The organism is Epilithonimonas sp. (assembly GCF_032054305.1).
Taxonomy (GTDB): domain Bacteria; phylum Bacteroidota; class Bacteroidia; order Flavobacteriales; family Weeksellaceae; genus Epilithonimonas.
In genome coordinates, this window is sequence record NZ_DAMBSX010000004.1 from 447,720 (window position 1) to 467,625 (window position 19,906).

A 19,906-nucleotide genomic window follows, 5' to 3' on the forward strand; every position below is an offset into this window, starting at 1 on the left:
AGAATTCATCAAGGTTTTCTTTAGAATTTTAAAACAATTTTTTGCTAAATTAATAATGTTTTTAGAAAATACAATTAATCATTCCAAACAAAGCGGCTGGATGGAAGTTATCTGCGGTTCTATGTTCTCCGGAAAGACAGAGGAACTCATCAGAAGACTCCGTCGCGCGGAAATGGCTGGTCAAAATGTCGAGATTTTCAAACCGAAAATCGATACTCGATATTCTGAGGAAGATGTTGTTTCGCATAATCAGACCAAAATCCGAAGTACAGCAGTGGAAAGTCCTTCCGAGATTCTTTTGTTAGGTTCTAATTGTGATGTCGTTGCAATAGACGAAGCGCAGTTTTTTGATGAAAGTATTGTAGATGTTGCTAATCAATTAGCAAATAACGGAATTCGGGTTGTGATTGCAGGTTTGGATATGGATTTTCTTGGTCGACCTTTTGGTCCAATGCCTAATCTGATGGCAACGGCAGAATATGTGACCAAAGTTCATGCAATTTGCCGAAGAACAGGAAATCTTGCCAACTATTCTATGCGAACTTCTGCAGGAAAAGAATTGGTTGAGCTTGGAGAAACCGAAGCTTACGACGCTGTGAGTAGAAGAATTTTTGTGGATGAAGTTCTTAATAAAAAAGAGGATTAATATCATTATTTTAATTAATTTTGTTTAAATTTTAATAGTAAAAACTCTCACAAAATGATATTAGAAATTAAAAATTATATTCAAATCAGTAATTCGATTGATGAAATTTTGAAGAATTCTCCTTTCAAACTGAAGTATATCATTGAGAAAAGCGGGATTTCTGAACCTACGTTTTTTCGAAAGATGAAAGAAAAAAAATTCAATCCTGAGGAATTGTTGAAGATTGCGGAAATCATTGACCCGGAAACTTCTCTTTTACAAACTTTGGAAGAAGCTGAAAAAGATTTTGATAATGGAATCTATTTTTCCCACGATGACGTGATGAAAATTTCTGAAGAACGTTTTTTGAAAAAGTATGGAAATAAGGTGGTCTAAGTTTGCGCTCGCAGATTTGGAGCAGATAGAAGATTATATTGGAAATAGATTTACTTACCGAGAATATCAAAACTTTATAAGGATTCTCAATCATAAAATAAATTTGATTATGGATAAAAAAGTAACTTTCCAAAAGCTCGAAAAATTTCCAAATTATAACAAGCTTCTCATTACGGAACAAACAACTTTAATTTACAAATTAGAATCTGATTTTTTGAAAGTCTTGAGACTTTACAATAGTTATCAGGACGAAGATAAAAAATTTGTGATAGACGATTTATAATCAATGAATTACACAGCAAAAGAAATTGCACAAATAACCAATTCCGAAATTATTGGAAATCAAGATATCAAAATCAAAAATATTGCTTTTGACAGCCGAACGATTTATTCTACAAAAAATACTGCGTTTCTTGCGATAAGCACCAAAAAAAATTCCGGACAGAAATACATCGAGATTGTCATCGAAAAAGGAATTGATACGATTATTACTGAAAATAAAATTGATAATTCTTCTATCAATCAAATCATTACAAAAAATTCCATTGAGTTTTTACAAACACTTGCCAAATATCATTTCGAGCATTCTGATATCAATTCGATTGGAATAACCGGAAGTAACGGGAAAACTATTCTGAAAGAATGGCTTTATCAATGTCTTTCTAATGAGTTTGTTACGGTTAAAAGTCCGAAAAGTTTTAATTCTCAAATCGGTTTGCCTCTGTCATTATTACAAATCGATAAAAAGCACGAATTAGGAATCTTCGAAGTTGGAATTTCCAAGCCAGATGAAATGGAAAAACAGGAAAATGTTTTCCATCCGAAGATTGGATTATTAACCCATATTGGAACAGCTCATTCGGCTAATTTCAGTTCTGAAGAAGAATTAATTAAAGAGAAATTAAAGCTGTTCAAACAATCAGAAATTATATTTTTTAATTCTGATAATAAATTGACAGACAAGTTAATCAATGGGCTTTATTCAAGTAAAAAATTAATATCGTACGGATTAAAGAATAATAATGATATTACGATAATTTCTGATGTTAATGACCGAACTCAAGATATTAAAATCAAATATTTTGAAGAAGAATTTTCGCTTCCAATCAATCAAAGAGATGAGGCAACTTTGACCAATGTTTTAGCTTTGATTGGAATTCTAAAGGAATTTAATCTTTCAAATCTTCAAATCAAAGAAAAAATCGATGCACTCAAAGCGATTGAAATGCGTCTTGAAAGTATCGAAGGCGTCAGAAATAATCTGATTATCAACGATTCTTATAATTTGGATTTGGATTCCTTAAAGATTGCTTTCCAGTTTATTGGCGAATACAACAAACCAAAAAAATCTCTGATTCTTACAGATATTCTGGATTCTAATGAGAATTCCGAAGAACTATATTCTGAAGTTTCCGAGTTGGTCAATGAACAGAAATTTGATAAAGTTTTTCTGATCGGAGAGGAAATAAGTTCGTTTTATAAATTGTTTAATTCTGAAACTTTTACTTTTAATAATACGAATCAATTTATTGAAAGTAAGATAATTAATGATTTAGAAAACCAAGTTATACTTTTGAAAGGTGCAAGAAAATTTGAGATTGAAAAAATCAAAGAAATTCTTGAGCTCAGAAAACATGACACAGTTTTGGAAATCAATCTCAACGCTATTCTTCATAATATCAATTTTCATAAATCTCTGCTAAAACCAGAAACCAAAATGATGGCAATGGTAAAAGCAAACGCTTATGGATTAGGAAGTTATGAGATTTCAGAATTTCTCCAGCATCATCATATTGATTATCTTGGCGTTGCATTTGCCGACGAAGGTGTTGAACTGAGAAAAAAAGGAATCACAACACCTATTATTGTGATGAATCCTGAACAGCACAGCTACGACAGCGTTATCGAATATAATCTGGAACCGGAAATTTACAGTCTGCGAGTTTTAGAATTATTCAATGAACAATTGATAAAATCAGGAAATCAGGAAGTATATCCTATTCATATCAAATTGGAAACAGGAATGCATCGCCTTGGTTTTAAGGATTTTGAATTAGATGAATTAACTGAAAAATTAAACTCAATGAATGTAAAAGTTCAGAGTATTTTCAGTCATTTATCTTCTTCGGATATGCCGGAAGAAAAAGAATTCACTTTGAATCAATTAAAAACTTTTGAAAAGAATTCGAGTTATTTGATTGATAAATTGGGTTATCAACCAATCAGACATATTCTCAATTCTTCTGGAATTACAAATTACACTGATTATCAATACAATATGGTAAGAATTGGTATTGGAATGATTGGTGAAATTTCAAATCCTGAAATTAAAAAGCAACTTCAGCATTCTGTAAGTTTTAAAACTGTAATTTCACAAATTTCGGAAGTAAAAAGTGGTGAATCAGTTGGTTATAGCAGAAGATTTAAAGCTGAAAACGATACGAAAATTGCTACAATTCCGGTTGGTTATGCGGACGGAATTCCAAGATTAATTGGAAATAAAATCGGAAATGTTGGAATTAATAATCAACTTTGTCCTATTGTAGGAAGTATTTGTATGGATATGATGATGATCGATGTCGATAATGTTGTAGCAAAAGAAGGAGATTCTGTAACAATTTTCAATTCAAACCCAACTCTCGAAGAATTTTCAAAATACTGTGGAACAATCACCTATGAAGTATTAACTTCGATTTCTCCAAGAGTCAAAAGAATCTATATAAAAAATTAAGAGATGATCAAGAAGCTCTTTTATCTGATTATATTTTTAACTTATCTGATGAGTCATTCTCAGGTAAAAGAAAATCTTGTCATTCCGAAAAATCCTAAGATTGGACTATCTCTTTCCGGAGGAGGCGCTAAAGGTTTTACACACGTTGGCGTTTTGAAAGTTTTGGATTCTCTCGGTGTTAAAATCGATTATATTTCTGGTACAAGTATGGGAGCGATTGTTGGAGGACTTTACGCCTCGGGTTATACAGGTAAGGACATTGAGAAAATTGTTATGGATACTGATTTCTATTCATTGATAACGGAGCCAAAAACCAGGCAAGAAACCAGTTTTTTCAATAAAAGTGTTGATAAATATCTTTTCACAGTTCCTCTTAAAAACGGAAAAATTTCGTTTCCTTCTTCTATTAGTACTGGTCAAAGAAATGTCTACATGTTGAAAGAATTGCTTAGAAATGTTTCTAATATTGATGATTTTTCCAAACTTCCTATTCCCTTTATGTGTATTGGAACCAATCTGGAAAGTGGCGAAATGAAGATTTTTGAAAAAGGAGATTTGGTTTCATCAATTATGGCAAGTTCTGCTTTTCCTTCACTTTTAGACCCTGTGAAAATTGGAGACAGTCTTTATGTTGACGGCGCAATGACCGTTAATTTTCCCTCAAAACCTCTAAAAGATAAAGGAATTGATATTGTTATCGGTGTCGACCTCAATCAACCTCTGGCAAAGCGTGATAATCTTACAAATATTATTTCAATATTGAATCAAATCGTTGATTTCGGAATTCAAAAAGAAACGAAAAACCAGTATAAATACACAGATATCAACATAAGACCGAACCTTACCGGAATGACTGCTACAAGTTATGACGACAAACGAAAAATCCTTGACAGCGGTTATGTAGAAGCTCAAAAATATGTTGATATTCTGGATAAATTACCGAGACGTAATTTTGAAAGAATAAGGTCTTCTATCAATCCTATTTACTCCAGTATTTACAAAATAGATAGTCTTGTGGTAGAAAATGGCAGAATATACAAGTCAAACTACATTCGTGGAAAAATGGGGCTTAAATTGCCGTCTATGCAGACTTATGGAAGCGTAAACAAAATGATTGATAAATTGTACGCAACTAACAATTATAAGTTCATCAATTATGATATTGTTCAGGAAAATAGCAGTAGCTATCTCAAATTATATGTAACCGAGGACGATTCCCGACACTTTCTGAAATTCGGACTTCATTACGACGAAGTTTTCAAGACTGGATTATTGATCAATTATTCAGCAAAACGATTATTGTTTAGGAACTCTAATTTGTCATTAGATGTCGTGATTGGCGATAATCCCAGATATTACTTCAATTACTTTATAGATAACGGTTATATTCCAGGATTTGGGATCTATTCTACCGCGATGACTTTTGACCTCAAAAATTTTGATAATAATACTACAGAAACTTGGGATTGGTTCAGAAACGAGGTCTTTTTACAGTCTGTCTGGAAAGACAAATTTGCGATTGGTGGCGGTTTGAGCCACGATTATTTTGAAAGCAATATCAACGGCACCAACAAAAACGTAGAAAAATATCTAAGTCCATATCTATTTCTGAAAAGCGACACTCAAAATGATAAGGATTTTCCAACAAAAGGATTTTATCTGAATGCGGAAGGAAAAATCATAGACCTTTTCAATTCAGAATTAGAGAAAAAACCAATTACAATAAAAGCAGACATCAAGATGAATTTCTTTATATCAAAGATGTTCACTTATCGTTTAAATCTTTATGGCGGAATTACTATTGGAGAAGAAACCTTACCTTCTTTTTATCAATATAGAGTCGGGGGAATCTTTGAGCAGTCTATCGTCAATTTTAAAAGACTAAACGGTTATCAATTTGCTTCTTTGGCTGATAACAACATTTTCATTGCATCTAATGATTTCCAGTTGAGATTTAGCAAAAACTATTTTTTAGTAGGAAATTTCAGTTTGGCTAATATGTTCAGCTCTATAAAATTCGAAGAAGCAGCGAAACTTAATTACAGTTCAGTTGGACTTACTGCAGGCTATAAATCTCCTTTCGGACAGATAAAAATTAATTACAGCAAATCACTCAATAAGCATAAAGGCGTTTTCAGTGTCATCTTAGGACATTGGTTTTAAAAATATGATAAACTATTTTTTTGAAGAAATTGACAAAGTAGATATCCATCCAAAAACATCAGAATGGCTGGAAAACTTGATTCAGGCAGAGAACAAGAAGCTCGGCGAAATCAATTATATCTTTTGTGACGACGAGTATCTCCTCAAGGTCAATCAGGATTATCTCGACCACGATTACTACACAGACATCATCACTTTTGACTATGTGAAGGGAAAAACCATTTCGGGAGATATTTTCGTATCTTTGCCGCGCATTTTGGACAACGCTTCTACCCTATCCCAAAACTTTGAATCAGAATTCAATCGCGTTTTGGCTCACGGGATTCTTCATCTTTGCGGATACAAGGATAAAACCGAGGAAGAACAAATCCAAATGCGAGCTAAAGAAGATTTTTATATCAATCAATTTAAAAATTTTTAGGAGCTTGATCCCGCTTTCCGTTGCAATCTTTTTCTTTTCCTTATATCAAAGAAGAAAAAGGATTTCCACTACAAAGCGAAATATGAGCTTCGACGATTCATTATAAAATTAAATACTTTTGAGTCAATCGGGCTAGTTACGCTTCAATTTTTGAATTACACTTAGTCAATGTTCCACGTGGAACATTTAAAAATAAATTTTATTGCTATTAACCGACGTTAATAGCCAAAAGCAAATAAAATGATTACAGATATATATGACGTTATCGTCGTTGGTGCAGGCCACGCAGGTTGCGAGGCTGCTGCTGCTGCTGCCAATCTTGGTTCAAAAACGCTCCTTGTCACAATGAACATGCAAACCATTGGACAAATGAGCTGTAATCCTGCAATGGGCGGAATTGCAAAAGGACAAATTGTAAGAGAAATAGATGCGATGGGCGGATATTCCGGAATCATTGCTGACAAATCTGCCATACAATTCAAGATGCTTAATCTTTCCAAAGGTCCGGCAATGTGGTCTCCAAGAACGCAGAATGACAGAATGATGTTTGCAGAAGAATGGCGTTTAGCATTAGAAAATACACTAAATCTTGATTTTTTCCAAGATATGGTAAAGCAATTGATTATTGAAGATAATAAAGTTGCTGGTGTTGTAACATCCCTTGGAATCGAAATTAAAGCTAAATCTGTTGTTTTAACCAACGGAACTTTCCTTAATGGATTGATTCACGTTGGTGATAAGCAATTAGGTGGCGGTAGAATGGGAGAACCAAGAGCTTTCGGAATTACTGAGCAATTAGTTTCTTTAGGTTTTGAAGCCGGTAGAATGAAAACAGGAACTCCACCACGTGTAGATGGAAGAAGCCTTGATTATTCCAAAATGGAAGAACAAAAAGGCGACGAAAATCCACAGAAATTCAGTTATTTAGATACTTCTAAATTAACCAAGCAATTAAGCTGTCATATCGTTTATACCAACGAAACTGTACATGATATTTTACGTGAAGGATTTGATAGAAGTCCTATGTTCAACGGAACTATTCAGAGTTTAGGTCCAAGATATTGTCCAAGTATTGAGGATAAAATCAATCGTTTTGCTGAGAGAAACAGACATCAATTGTTTGTAGAACCAGAAGGTTGGAAAACTGTGGAAATCTATGTGAATGGATTTAGTTCTTCACTTCCCGAAGATGTTCAAATCAAAGCGATAAAACATATTCCAGGTTTCGAAAATGTAAAAGTTTTCCGTCCTGGTTATGCCATAGAATACGATTACTTCCCTCCTACTCAATTGAATCATACTCTAGAAACTAAATTAGTTGAAAACCTTTATTTTGCAGGTCAAATTAACGGAACTACCGGCTATGAAGAAGCTGCAGGACAAGGTTTAATTGCAGGAATCAATGCTCATAATAAAGTTCACGATAAAGGTGAATTTATTTTAAACAGAGATGAAGCATATATTGGTGTTCTTATCGATGATCTGATTACAAAAGGAACGGAAGAACCTTATAGAATGTTCACTTCCAGAGCTGAATATAGACTTCTTCTTAGACAAGATAATGCGGATATCAGACTCACTGAAAAAGCTTATAATCTTGGTTTAGCAAAAGAAGACAGATTAAGAAAAGTTGAAGAAAAGATTACTAAAAGTGATGAGTTAGAAATGTTCCTTAGAGAAACTTCTCTTAAACCTGGTATAATCAATCCTATTCTTGAAACTATCGAATCCTCTCCTGTTGACCAAGCTTACAGAGCAGCGCAAATTCTAACAAGACCAAATATGTCTTTGGAGAAATTAGAAGCTATTGAAGCTATAAAAGAAGTAGCTTCTACATATGCAGATGAAGTAAGAGAACAAGCAGAAATCAATATCAAATACAAAGGATATATAGAGAAAGAAAAGGAAAATGTTGCTAAATTAAATAGGTTAGAAACTATTAGAATTCCTGAAGATTTTGATTATTCAAAAATCACCTCTCTTTCAGCAGAAGCTAAACAAAAAATGGGTAAAGTAAAACCCAAAACTATTGCTCAGGCAGGTAGAATCAGTGGAGTTTCTCCAGCAGATATTAATGTACTTTTGATATATTTAGGAAGATAAAATTATAAATGTTCCACGTGAAACATTCCAAAGAACAATGTTATTTTCATTGTTCTTTTTGTTTAAAATATATAATTAATAATGAAAATTAAAGACCATTTTCTAACTCAAGAAATATTCGAAATAAAAGAAACGGAAACAAAAGGTGTTTTAAAAACTTCTCCTATTCCTTCTAATATTTCAAGATATTATGAAAGTGAAGATTATATTTCGCATCATCAGGATTCTGGAAGTTTGAAAGAAAAACTTTATAAATTTCTACAGTCCTTTAATCTTCAATACAAAAAAAATATTCTCGTAGATAGAATTAAAAAAGGTTCTAAAGTTTTAGATTATGGATGCGGCGCTGGAGAGTTTGTAAAATATATTGAAAATGATTTTCAAACTTTTGGATTTGAACCAAATTCTGATGCTAGAAATGCAGCAATTAGTAAGACTCAAAAAGCAAAAATTATTGATGATTTAAATTCGATTGAAAATCAAAGTTTAGATGCAATTACATTATGGCACGTTTTCGAACATATCGAAAATCAGAAAGAAATGTTGGAAATTTTTCATCAGAAATTAAATGAAAAAGGTTTGCTAATAATTGCTGTTCCTAATCCAACTTCTTACGATGCGAAACATTATAAAGAATTTTGGGCAGCTTATGATGTGCCAAGACACATTTATCATTTTTCAAAAAACGGAATGGAAAATTTGATTTCTAAAAATCCGGATTGGAAATTAAGAAAAATAAAACCTCTCCTACTCGATTCATTTTATATCTCGATGTTGAGTGAAAAATATAAGAAATCACCTCTTTTTTGGCTAAAAGCTGTGTTTCACGGAACGATTTCTAACGTAAAAGCACTTTTTAACTCCGAATTTTCCAGTTTGATATATATTATCGAAAAAAAATAGAAAATCGATTTTTAATACATTTATGAAGGTCAATTTTCAGCCATTTTGTTCAAAAATTGTTAATAAATACAAAATTTGGAAAATATTCAGTAATTTTTGATTTTCAATTTAAATCGCTGAGAATCGCTTAAAAAATTTTTACTGAAACTTATTCAAGTATAGAGAAAATAAAAACCGACAAAAATTTGTCGGTTTTTAAATTTATGTAGAAAAATAAATTTCTATTTGTTAATTGCAGCAACTCCTGGAAGTTCTAATCCTTCCAAACTCTCCAGCATTGCTCCTCCTCCAGTTGAAACATAACTCACTTTATCAGAATAACCGAATTGTTTCACGAATGCAACACTGTCTCCTCCTCCAACTAATGAGAAAGCTCCCAATTTTGTAGCTTCAGCAATACTGTCACCCAAAGCTTTGGTTCCAGCAGCGAAATTTGACATTTCAAAAACTCCGATTGGTCCATTCCAAAGAATTGTTTTAGAATTCATCAAAACATCATTGAAAATTTCTCTTGACCTTGGACCTGCATCCAAACCTTGCCAATCTTCTGGAATCTCTCTAATGTCAGCCACTTTTCTTTCAGCTTCATTATTGAAATCATCAGCAATCACAACATCAGTCGGAAGATAAACATTCACGTTATGTTCTTTTGCTTTAGCAAGAATTTCGATAGCAAGATTCAATTTATCATCTTCAACAATAGATTGTCCGATTTTTCCACCAAGCGCTTTGATGAAAGTAAAAGACATTCCTCCTCCAACAATCAAGTTATCAATTGCAGGAAGAATATTTTCTATAATTGTAATTTTTGTAGAAACTTTAGAACCTCCAAGTATCGCAGTTACAGGCTTTTCACCAGATTTTAGAACTTTATCAATCGCTACTAATTCCTTTTCCATTAGTAAACCGAAAAATTTAGTAGAAGGAAAGAAATTAGCAATTACAGCTGTAGAAGCGTGTGCTCTATGTGCAGTTCCAAACGCATCATTAACATAAGCATCTCCTAATTTTGAAAGTTGCTCAGCAAAAGATTCATCACCTTTTTCTTCTTCATTATGAAAACGTAGATTTTCTAATAATAAGATTTCGCCTGGTTGTAAAGCATTAGCAGCTTCTTCCGCCTTCTCTCCTATTGATTCTTCAACAAACTTAACCTCTTGGCCAAGAACTTTAGAAACTTCGCTTAAAACGTGCTTAAGAGAATATTTATCATTCACTTCTCCTTTTGGTCTTCCAAGATGCGTCATCAATATAACAGAACCGCCGTCAGCCAAAATCTTATCTACAGTAGGTTTTACAGCTGTAATTCTTGTATTATCTGTCACATTAAGATTTTCATCCTGAGGAACATTGAAATCAACTCTTACTAAAGCTTTTTTGTTTTTAAAATCGAAATCTTTTATTGTTTTCATTTAAAATATAATTTTAGGTTTTTACCGAGACTTGAAAATAATTCTCCTCTCTTTGTTTCACAAATTTAAAACTTATTCCCTCCTTTTGAAAATTTTCTTCTCAAAAGAAATCCACAAACTTATTTTACATTCATAAACATCTTCTTTTTCTTTTTTTTAAAAATAAATATTGTAGTCTATTGTTGTAGTGCGGGATTATGCGGAAAAATAAAACTGTATTTTTTCATCACAGGAAATGTGGACTAATGAGTAGGTTTTTAACATTAATTTAACATTGATTATCAAATCATTATGAATTTTACCAACAAATGTTTATAAATATATTTTAATCTGAATATTTAAAACCGTTCTGGGGATAATTGAAATAATTCTGACAGAAAAGTTTTTCAAAAAATTGAGTTTAAAATTTGGAAGCGGTTTTCATTAATGAAAATAATCTTTTAAAAAAAGAAATACTTGACAGAAGTTATCCACAGGTTTTCTAACAATTTCTAACAAAGTATTATCTAATAATTAATAATATAAAAAATTGTTTGTTTAAAATATATTATTATAAATATTATGTTGATATATAAATACTTATTATTGAATATTATTATTAATTACATTAAAATATCGTACCAACAATTATAAAATATGTAGTAATTTTATACTACAATAAAGGAATAACATAAAATCTAATGAAAAAGATAGCAATAGCCGCAGACCACGCAGGTTTTGAGTATAAAGAATTGATAAAAAAATACCTTGAAGGAAAGGTTGAAATCAAAGATTATGGAACCTACTCTACTGATTCTGTAGATTATCCGGACTTTGTACATCCTGCAGCAACATCTGTGGAAAACGGAGAAAACGAATTAGGAATTTTGATTTGTGGAAGTGGAAATGGCGTTCAAATCACGGCTAACAAACATCAAAAAATCCGTTGTGCACTCTGCTGGATGCCGGAAATTGCAACATTAGCAAGACAACACAACGATGCGAATGTGATTTCGATTCCTGCGAGATTCATTTCAAAGGAATTGGCTTTCGAGATTGTAGATAAGTTTTTGAACACAGATTTTGAAGGTGGAAGACACCAAAACAGAGTTGATAAAATCGCATTCTGCTAAGACATAAAAGCCTGTAATTATTAAAATTGCAGGCTTTATTTTTAAAGTCATATCTTTGCAAGGCATTTCACAGAGAAAGTTCTTTCTCACGAAACCATAAATTAATACAAAGGTTTCCAAAACTCCCCTATTTTATTTTATCTTTATTGATGATTAATTACTGCTAATCTCAGTAGATTTTAAAATGATGAAAGCTTTATTTTCTTTTTTTGTAATTTTTTTGTTTTTGCTTGGTTTTGGGCAACAAAAAAAAAGTAGCTATGAAAAAAAATTAGAATTGTATCAAGAAAATTATAAAGCTTTAATGGCTGAATCCAAATCAATGGATTTAAAACAACTAGAAAAAATAATTTTAAAAAATATTGATTCTAAGAAACTTAGAAAAGATAATTTAGTTTTTGTAATTGATGATTTGGATGTAAAAATATTTCCCTTTGAAATTGACGCTTATCAATATGTTCCTAGCATAAGTACTAATCCATATTTCAATCAAGCTACGTTATGGACTGAAAATAGTGTTAAGTATTTAGTTAATAGAATGAAAAAGAATCTGATACCTTATAGATCTGGCTATCAATCTGATTTCATAATTGATTCTATTCAATTGAAAAATCTTGATAATAAAATTTTTGCGCGAGAATTATCAAATCAGAAAATTGGAAAATATATCCAACAAAAAGAAGGCAAAATCTTTGAAAAAGAATTTTTATACTTCCCTTACAACGATAAAGAAAGTTTAGAATTAAAAAGTATGGATAACGTTAATATCAATTTTGATACTATTAATTTATTATTCCGAAATCTTAAAGGTAAAATTGTAAGCTTTAAAATTATATATAATGATGACAAGAAAAATGCTGTAACAAAAACCTACCAATACCAAAACAAAACTTGGGTAGAAATCCCAACAACACAAGAACACGAATTTTAAAAAACATCAATGAAAACCCAACTTTCCCTTATATTATTTTTTACATTTCTGTTTTGTTCTTCGCAGAAAATTACAGATAAAGCTTACTCGCAAGAAGAATTAAAAATAATTGAAATGGATTTTCTGAAAGATTCGGAAAACATAGATTTTAAGTTTTTAGCTGATTTTATTATTCCAAAAATTGATGTGAATATTTTTAAGAATGATTTAATTCTTTTTAAATTATTTAGATTAAGTGTATCTGATTGTGGAGAAAATTTTGATACAAGACCAACATTACTTAGAGAAGAAATTATTTACAGAATGTTTTGGAATGAGTACACATTTAAAAAATTAATAAATCAATTTCCAAAAAAACAGTTTGTTCCTTGGTGTTCTTACGATTGTTTTACAAGGATGCCTTTTTTGAAAGATATAAATCATTCGGAATTAATAGTTAATGCAAAGAAAGACTCTCCAATGTATGTTTTTAATTTAAAAAATCCAAAGAAATATGAGCTTGACGAAGTTGGCTACCAAACGAATTGTTTCACGATAAACATAACATTAAAGAAGGATAAATTAGGAATTAAAATCTTTTACCAAAATTTAAAACAAGGAATTAATATAGAATCTAAACCATATATTTATAATTATCAAAATAAAATTATTAAAGAAGTTACATTACAAGAATTTGAGAATGAATTTCTTCCATATAAATATTAAATTTAAAATGAAAAACAAAAAAAATATAAGTCATAAAAACGAACAAAAACTTCTCGATTTAGGAAGAACAATTCTTCGCTTTATGAGCAAAAAAACTTCCAAAATCTACAATTATAAACAGATTGCGGAAGGAATAGATTATAAGAATCCAAGACAAAGAGAGCTTGTGATTCAGGCACTTCACAGACTTTTGGCAACTCAGAAAATCAAAGAAACCGAGAAGGGAAAATATATTGTCAATCTCAATATAGAAGGGACTTTGACAGGTGTTATAGATTTCAACCAATCTGGAAATGCTTATGTAAAAGTTGAAGGAATCAATGATGATATTTTCGTACATCAGAAAAATGTAAAAGATGCTTTGCAAGGCGATAAAGTCCTTATTGTAACTTACAATTTCAAAGGTAAAAAGCTGGAAGGTTCTGTGGTAGAAGTTTTGGAAAGAGCAAAAGAGGTTTTTGTAGGAACTTTTCAGAAGATTTCGGACAAAGATTTTGGGTTTGTGGTTTTGGATAAAAAGAAATTGAATACTGATATTTTCATTTCCAAAAATCATTTCAATGGAGCAGAAGATGGCGACAAAGTCATCGTAAAAATGCTGGAATGGAAACCGGGAAGCAAAAATCCAGAAGGCGAAATAACAACCGTTCTTGGTGCTCCTGGCGACCACGAAACGGAGATTCATTCTATTTTGGCTGAATATGGTTTACCCTACAATTTCCCGCCAGAAGTGGAGCACGATGCAGACCAAATCGATAGAAGCATCAATGCAGAAGAAGTGGCAAAACGTTGGGATATGCGTGATATTCTGACATTTACCATTGACCCGAAAGATGCTAAAGATTTTGATGATGCTTTGTCTATTAGAAAATTAGAAAGTGGACTTTGGGAAATCGGAGTTCATATCGCAGACGTTTCTCATTATGTGAAACCCGGAACTATTTTGGACGATGAAGCCTATGCGAGAGCAACTTCGGTTTATCTGGTTGATAGAGTAGTACCGATGCTTCCTGAGGTTTTGAGTAATGATGTTTGTTCACTTCGCCCGAATGAAGATAAATTTACATTCTCAGCAGTTTTTGAACTGGATGAAGATGCAAAAATTCATAAGCAATGGTTTGGTAGAACGGTAATTCATTCCGATAGAAGATTTGCTTACGAAGAAGCTCAGGAAAGAATCGAAACTGGAGAAGGCGATTTGATTGAGGAAATTCTTCAACTCGATAAATTAGCCAAAATAATGAGAGCTGAACGTATCAGAAATGGTGCTATTACCTTTGACAGAAGCGAGGTGAGATTCAATCTGGATGAAAATAACAAACCTATTGGTGTTTACTTCAAAGTCAGCAAAGATTCTAACCATTTGATTGAAGAATTTATGCTTTTAGCAAATAAAAAAGTATCCGAATTTATTTCATTAAACAAAAGAAACGAACCAACCGGAAACACTTTCATTTACAGGATTCATGATGACCCAGACCCAGCAAAATTAACGGCTTTACGAGATTTCGTAGGAACTTTCGGTTACAAAATGGACTTGGCAAATACCCAAAAAGTCGCTGAATCTTTAAATAAATTATTGAGTGATGTCAAAGGAAAAGGCGAAGAAAATATGATAGAAACACTTGCGATGAGAAGCATGAGCAAGGCTGTTTACTCTACCGACCCGATTGGCCATTATGGACTAGGCTTCGAATATTATTCGCATTTTACATCGCCCATCCGCCGTTATCCGGATTTGATTGCGCATAGATTGCTTCAGCATTATTTAGACGGCGGAAAATCTCCAAATAGAGAAGTGGTAGAAGAACAGGCAAAACATTGTTCAGCAATGGAGCGTTTGGCAGCAGAAGCAGAAAGAGAAAGCATCAAATTTATGCAAGTCAAATTTATGGAAGACCACGTTGGAGAAGTTTTTTCAGGTGTTATTTCCGGTGTTGCAGAATACGGTTTCTGGGTTGAGATTCCTGAAAATGGAGCAGAAGGAATGATTAAACTGAGAGATTTGGTTGATGATTCTTACTCTTTGGATGCCAAGAATTATGCGATTGTAGGTTCCAGAACGGGTAACACCTATCAGCTTGGAGACAAAGTGAAAATCAAAGTGGTAAAAGCGAATTTGATTGCAAAACAATTGGATTTCAAAATTATCAATGACTAAAAAATTTCATCAAAATTGTCTTATCCTTTTTTGAAAATTCAATTTTGATGAAATTTAAACAATGCTTTAAATTTTAAATCTCTATTTTTACAGCCGGTTCTGAAATTTAAATCGAATGCTCGAACTCATTTTATACGCTGTCGGATTAGGAATAATGCTAAGTTTGGTCTTTATAGGGCCAATTTTTTTCCTACTGATAGAAACAAGTTTTTCCCGTGGTCCAAGACACGCAATTGCTTTGGATATCGGTGTAGTTTCTGCTGACTTACTTTGTATAGTTGTCAGTTATTATGCCAGCGCGGATTTGGTAAGTCTCATCGATAAACATCCCGGATTTTACCGGATTTCTGCATTTCTGATTCTGATTTATGCTATTTATATGTTGCTTTCGAGAACCAAAATGCACATCGAAGGCGAAGAAAAACTCATCGACCAAAATTATTTCAAAACGTTTTTAAATGGATTTTTACTCAATTTACTCAACATTGGTGTCGTCCTTTTCTGGCTTGTAACCGTAGTTTCTGTCCGAAATGCCTATCCAAGAGTTCAGGATTTCGTCCTTTACATCGGGATTGTAATTGGAACTTATTTGCTCATCGATTTGTCCAAAATCCTCTTAGCAAAACAATTCCACGACAGACTGAATCAACGTGTTGCAAACAAAATCCGAAAAGCAGTTGGTTGTATTTTGGTATTATTCAGTTTCTTTATTTTCCTTCAAAGCTTCAAAAAATTCAATAAGTTTGATGAGAAATTAGAAAAAGCCGAAAAGCAACAACCGAAGAAAAAATAATTAAAATTTGGGCAGCTTAATCCGCCTGTAGTTTATCCTGAGCTTGTCGAAGGGCTGCCAATTGTCAATCTGAGGCTCTCGAAGAGTCCGTTCAAGTCAGGTTGCAGATTCAACATACAAACAGCATTTTGTCATTCCGTAGGAAACCTAAAGCAGTGGTTCGACGAAGTCAATCTCAGCAGTCTAGATTCCTACGGAATGACAAACTAAATATTAATAATTATATTCCTTTGCTCAGCGAAGCGCCATTACGAACCTAAAATATTTTCAATAAATTCCAAAAATCTTTGCGACCTTTGCGTTAAAATCCGTCAGAAAAAACCAAACACAAATGCAAAAAACAAATTTTCCAAAATCCCTAAAAAAAGGAGACAAAATCGCTATCATTTCCCCAGCTGGTTCTGTGGAGATTCCACAATTGGATAAAACCTTAGAATTGATCAAGTCCAGAGGTTACGAACCTATTTTAGGTGAAAATCTCTACACAAAATATCAAAACGGCTATTCATACGCAGGAACGGAAAAACAGCGAATAAACGATATCAATTGGGCTTTAAACGACTCAGAGATTTCAGCAGTCTGGGCTTCAAGAGGCGGTTATGGTTGTCAGCATCTTTTGCAGGATTTGAAATTGACTGAATTCAAAAAGAATCCAAAATGGTATATTGGATATTCCGATAACACAGTTATCCAAAGTTATCTGTTAAAAAAAGGTTTTGCATCCATCCACGGACAGACCATTAAAACATCCAGTTTTGGTGTTACAGAAGAAAGTTATAAGTTGATTTTTGACATTCTGAAGGGCAAAAAACTTAATTATAAAATCGATTCAAACTCAAATAATAGAGTTGGAGAGACGTCCGGAATTTTGGTCGGCGGAAATCTCGCTTTGATTTATGCACTTTTGGGAACACCACATTCTTTCGATTTCACAGATAAAATTCTATTCATAGAAGATATCGGAGAAAATTTCTATGCTTTGGACCGGATGATTATGAGTCTGGAATTAGCTGGCGTTTTCAAAAAAATCAAAGGATTAATCGTTGGCGGGATGACCAATATGGGAAAAGAGGGAGAGAACAAAGAATACGAAGAATCCTTCGATTCCTTCAGTTATCAATTGATTGCCGACCGTATTTCCACATATCATTTTCCAACAGTTTTTGCTTTCCCTAACGGGCACATTTATGACAACAGACCTTTGATTATCGGTTCGGAAGTTACAATGAAAGTAGGTAAAGATGTAAAAATCAAGTTTTTTAATCATTTATCAACTATCACTCATCATTTATAGATTATGGCTGACCACAATGATTTTGGAAAAATAGCAGAAGACCTCGCAGTAGATTTTTTGGTTAAAGCAAAATATAGAATTCTTGCCCGCAATTTCCGTTACCTAAAAGCGGAGGTTGATATCATTGCAGAGGTTGAAAATCAAATTGTTGTAGTAGAAGTGAAAGCCAGAAATACAGATGCTTTTCTCGAACCTCAGGAAGCGGTTAATAAAAAGAAAATCAAATTATTGGTTTCTGCAGCCAATTATTTCATCGAAGAAAATAATATTGATAAAGAGATTAGATTTGATATTATTTCGGTTCTTCCTAACAAACAAAAAACTTTGGAAATCCATCATATTATTGATGCTTTCCAAATCTTTGAAATATAATTTTATTTGGTTAAAAGATTCTTTAAATTTTCAATTTCAGTTTCAAGATTTTTTATTTTTTGAGAATTTGATTCTTTACTTGTAATTGTAGCAAGTATATCAAAAGCGTCTGTATTATATAATTTAGCTATTTGCTCCAATCGGTCAATATCTAGTTTTGTTTTCCCTTTTTCTATATCGCAATAAGCTCTTTGTGATATAAAAAGCTTTTTAGCAATATCAGCTTGAGAAAAACCACTGAGCAGTCTCAGCTGTTTAATTTTTTCATTTATTTTCATCAATTAGTGTTTTGTAGTTTAAAATTAATAAATAAAATTCATCTGAGAAGAATTATTTCTAAATTATGAAGTAAAACTGCTAATTATTTTTAATTCGTTAGAATATTTATGAATAATTTCGAATTAATAAAAATGCGCAGATTTTATTAGAAAATTTATTAACTTTAAAATTCAATCAAAATGAAAAAAATTTATTATTACTTACTAATTATCCCAATAATCATTTTCTCTCTTATTTATTCTTGTGAGAGAGATAAATCTGCAGAAACATCCTCAACCAAAACAAATAATATATTTTCGAAAAATGCAAAATACAAAGACCGAACAGATAATTATTTATTCACAAAAGGAGGCTCAGTAGAATTTTCTATTGAAAAAATAAATAACGTTTACAAATCGGTAACTAGAAAATCTGATAATGGAAATGTTTTGCAATTTATGTTATTTACAACAGGAAATCTGAGTAACGGAGAGGATTTAGATTATTCAAAAATCGAGGCCATTTGTTTTTATAAGTTGGAAGAAGGCTTTTTGGTTCAGAATATGTTTAAAAAATCAGGTCAGAATTTTGTCGAGATTCCTGAGCTTTCGTTAAAAATTTCTTCAATACATATGACAGATGTTAATTTTTTGATAAGATATTCAAAATTACCAACACATCAATTGACAACGTATCTTGTTAAGAATGAAAATTTTGCGAATAAAGCTACATCTGAATATACTGAGGTCTGAGGATTTTCAAGATTTTATTTCTTATTATGTCGGCTCACAAGTCAAATTAGATAACACTTTGTCTCACGAGGAAACGACAGAAATCCTTGGATTGATGCCTGGAGGAGGCTGTAAAGGTTGTGGTGGAGGAAAAGGTTCCTGTGATTATGATGGGCCAATAGGTGTTTATTGTGACGAAAATGGATGTAGTTCTGGTTATGCAAAAAATCAATTGATAAGTAATAATTCTGAATATGCAAAAAATTTTAATGATGCAAAATCATATTCTATAAGAGATAATATATTAGAAAACAGTTTGTTTGGATTAAAATATGAGAATTATTATTATCAAACCAGTTTTTCAGAACTTAATATATCTTTATCAGATGCTATAGAATATGCTAAAATACTTCCGGATTTGTATGTAGCATACGATAACATAGTGACTGGAAATTCTGATGAAATTCTTATTTCTGATGTACTGGCTCAAAAAATAAATAATATTTTGAACAATCTGATTTCAACAAATTCTGATAAAGAAAACTTTATTAAAATTTTACAAGATATAAAATCCGATGTTAGTTATTTGAAAAACAAAACAATAGAACAAGTAAATGGTAAAATATATTAAAGAAATATTTATTTGTGGAGGTTTTTCAGCAATATGTGTTTATTTGTTAAACTCGGTTTTTTCACCTCTGTTTTCCGATTATTTTGAGATTATTGTTTATAATTCTTTTGGCTGTTTTATTATTTCGGTTTTGCTATTAGTTGGGTCTTTATTATATAAAAAGA

19 protein-coding genes are annotated in these 19,906 nt (G+C 32.0%); 17 read left to right on the top strand and 2 right to left on the bottom strand.

Annotated elements, in window-relative coordinates; genetic code table 11:
* Nucleotides 1-55 precede the first annotated feature (55 nt).
* The 8 genes from RTX21_RS11205 to RTX21_RS11240 all read left to right on the top strand — a co-directional run bounded on the left by RTX21_RS11205 (nucleotide 56) and on the right by RTX21_RS11240 (nucleotide 9,342).
* Nucleotides 56-646 (top strand): thymidine kinase, encoded by a 591-nt coding sequence (locus tag RTX21_RS11205; protein ID WP_312767695.1) that lies wholly within the window; start codon nucleotides 56-58, stop codon nucleotides 644-646.
* Between the two features lie 54 nt (nucleotides 647-700).
* Complete coding sequence (locus RTX21_RS11210; protein WP_312767696.1) at nucleotides 701-1,021, top strand: hypothetical protein; 321 nt, start codon at nucleotides 701-703, stop codon at nucleotides 1,019-1,021.
* Entirely contained in the window at nucleotides 1,002-1,304 is a 303-nt protein-coding gene (locus RTX21_RS11215) for a type II toxin-antitoxin system RelE/ParE family toxin (protein WP_312767697.1), read from the top strand. The genes RTX21_RS11210 and RTX21_RS11215 overlap by 20 nt, the downstream gene beginning before the upstream one ends.
* A 3-nt stretch (nucleotides 1,305-1,307) precedes the next feature.
* Nucleotides 1,308-3,752 (top strand): bifunctional UDP-N-acetylmuramoyl-tripeptide:D-alanyl-D-alanine ligase/alanine racemase, encoded by a 2,445-nt coding sequence (locus tag RTX21_RS11220; protein WP_312767698.1) that lies wholly within the window; start codon nucleotides 1,308-1,310, stop codon nucleotides 3,750-3,752.
* Nucleotides 3,753-3,755: 3 nt separating this feature from the next.
* Nucleotides 3,756-5,915 (top strand): patatin-like phospholipase family protein, encoded by a 2,160-nt coding sequence (locus RTX21_RS11225; RefSeq protein ID WP_312767699.1) that lies wholly within the window; start codon nucleotides 3,756-3,758, stop codon nucleotides 5,913-5,915.
* Between the two features lie 4 nt (nucleotides 5,916-5,919).
* Nucleotides 5,920-6,336 (top strand): rRNA maturation RNase YbeY, encoded by a 417-nt coding sequence (gene ybeY, locus RTX21_RS11230; protein ID WP_312767701.1) that lies wholly within the window; start codon nucleotides 5,920-5,922, stop codon nucleotides 6,334-6,336.
* 240 nt (nucleotides 6,337-6,576) lie between these two features.
* Nucleotides 6,577-8,439 carry a tRNA uridine-5-carboxymethylaminomethyl(34) synthesis enzyme MnmG gene (mnmG, locus tag RTX21_RS11235; RefSeq protein WP_312767703.1) on the top strand — a complete coding sequence of 621 codons (1,863 nt, stop codon included), beginning with the start codon at nucleotides 6,577-6,579 and terminating at the stop codon, nucleotides 8,437-8,439.
* 81 nt (nucleotides 8,440-8,520) lie between these two features.
* Nucleotides 8,521-9,342: a class I SAM-dependent methyltransferase gene (locus RTX21_RS11240; protein ID WP_312767705.1), complete on the top strand. Its 822-nt coding sequence runs from the start codon at nucleotides 8,521-8,523 to the stop codon at nucleotides 9,340-9,342.
* A 221-nt stretch (nucleotides 9,343-9,563) separates the two neighbouring features.
* Here the strand turns inward: RTX21_RS11240 and RTX21_RS11245 are convergent, their stop codons facing one another.
* Nucleotides 9,564-10,754, bottom strand: a complete 1,191-nt coding sequence (locus RTX21_RS11245; RefSeq protein ID WP_312767706.1) for a phosphoglycerate kinase — start codon at nucleotides 10,752-10,754, stop codon at nucleotides 9,564-9,566.
* 680 nt (nucleotides 10,755-11,434) lie between these two features.
* On the opposite strand from RTX21_RS11245, the gene rpiB reads away from it, so the two are divergent.
* The 7 genes from rpiB (at nucleotide 11,435) to RTX21_RS11280 (ending at nucleotide 18,122) form a co-directional block, all read left to right on the top strand.
* The gene (gene rpiB, locus RTX21_RS11250; protein WP_312767707.1) at nucleotides 11,435-11,866 is read left to right on the top strand and encodes a ribose 5-phosphate isomerase B; all 432 of its coding nucleotides are present in this window, start codon (nucleotides 11,435-11,437) and stop codon (nucleotides 11,864-11,866) included.
* Nucleotides 11,867-12,050: 184 nt separating this feature from the next.
* Entirely contained in the window at nucleotides 12,051-12,797 is a 747-nt protein-coding gene (locus RTX21_RS11255; RefSeq protein ID WP_312767708.1) for a hypothetical protein, read from the top strand.
* 9 nt (nucleotides 12,798-12,806) lie between these two features.
* Nucleotides 12,807-13,502, top strand: coding sequence for a hypothetical protein (locus RTX21_RS11260; protein ID WP_312767709.1), 696 nt, complete (start codon nucleotides 12,807-12,809; stop codon nucleotides 13,500-13,502).
* Nucleotides 13,503-13,509: 7 nt separating this feature from the next.
* Nucleotides 13,510-15,663 (top strand): ribonuclease R, encoded by a 2,154-nt coding sequence (rnr, locus tag RTX21_RS11265; protein WP_312767710.1) that lies wholly within the window; start codon nucleotides 13,510-13,512, stop codon nucleotides 15,661-15,663.
* A gap of 115 nt (nucleotides 15,664-15,778) precedes the next feature.
* Nucleotides 15,779-16,456, top strand: coding sequence for a LysE family transporter (locus tag RTX21_RS11270; RefSeq protein WP_312767711.1), 678 nt, complete (start codon nucleotides 15,779-15,781; stop codon nucleotides 16,454-16,456).
* 331 nt (nucleotides 16,457-16,787) lie between these two features.
* Nucleotides 16,788-17,750 carry an LD-carboxypeptidase gene (locus RTX21_RS11275; protein ID WP_312767712.1) on the top strand — a complete coding sequence of 321 codons (963 nt, stop codon included), beginning with the start codon at nucleotides 16,788-16,790 and terminating at the stop codon, nucleotides 17,748-17,750.
* Between the two features lie 3 nt (nucleotides 17,751-17,753).
* Nucleotides 17,754-18,122, top strand: a complete 369-nt coding sequence (locus tag RTX21_RS11280) for a YraN family protein (protein WP_312767713.1) — start codon at nucleotides 17,754-17,756, stop codon at nucleotides 18,120-18,122.
* 2 nt (nucleotides 18,123-18,124) lie between these two features.
* Here RTX21_RS11280 and RTX21_RS11285 read toward each other — a convergent pair whose 3' ends face one another.
* The gene (locus RTX21_RS11285) at nucleotides 18,125-18,400 is read right to left on the bottom strand and encodes a helix-turn-helix transcriptional regulator (RefSeq protein ID WP_312767714.1); all 276 of its coding nucleotides are present in this window, start codon (nucleotides 18,398-18,400) and stop codon (nucleotides 18,125-18,127) included.
* A 180-nt stretch (nucleotides 18,401-18,580) separates the two neighbouring features.
* On the opposite strand from RTX21_RS11285, the gene RTX21_RS11290 reads away from it, so the two are divergent.
* Together RTX21_RS11290 and RTX21_RS11295 are read left to right on the top strand one after the other, a co-directional pair.
* The gene (locus RTX21_RS11290) at nucleotides 18,581-19,132 is read left to right on the top strand and encodes a hypothetical protein (protein ID WP_312767715.1); all 552 of its coding nucleotides are present in this window, start codon (nucleotides 18,581-18,583) and stop codon (nucleotides 19,130-19,132) included.
* 58 nt (nucleotides 19,133-19,190) lie between these two features.
* Complete coding sequence (locus RTX21_RS11295) at nucleotides 19,191-19,742, top strand: hypothetical protein (protein WP_312767716.1); 552 nt, start codon at nucleotides 19,191-19,193, stop codon at nucleotides 19,740-19,742.
* The last annotated feature ends 164 nt before the right edge of the window (nucleotides 19,743-19,906 follow it).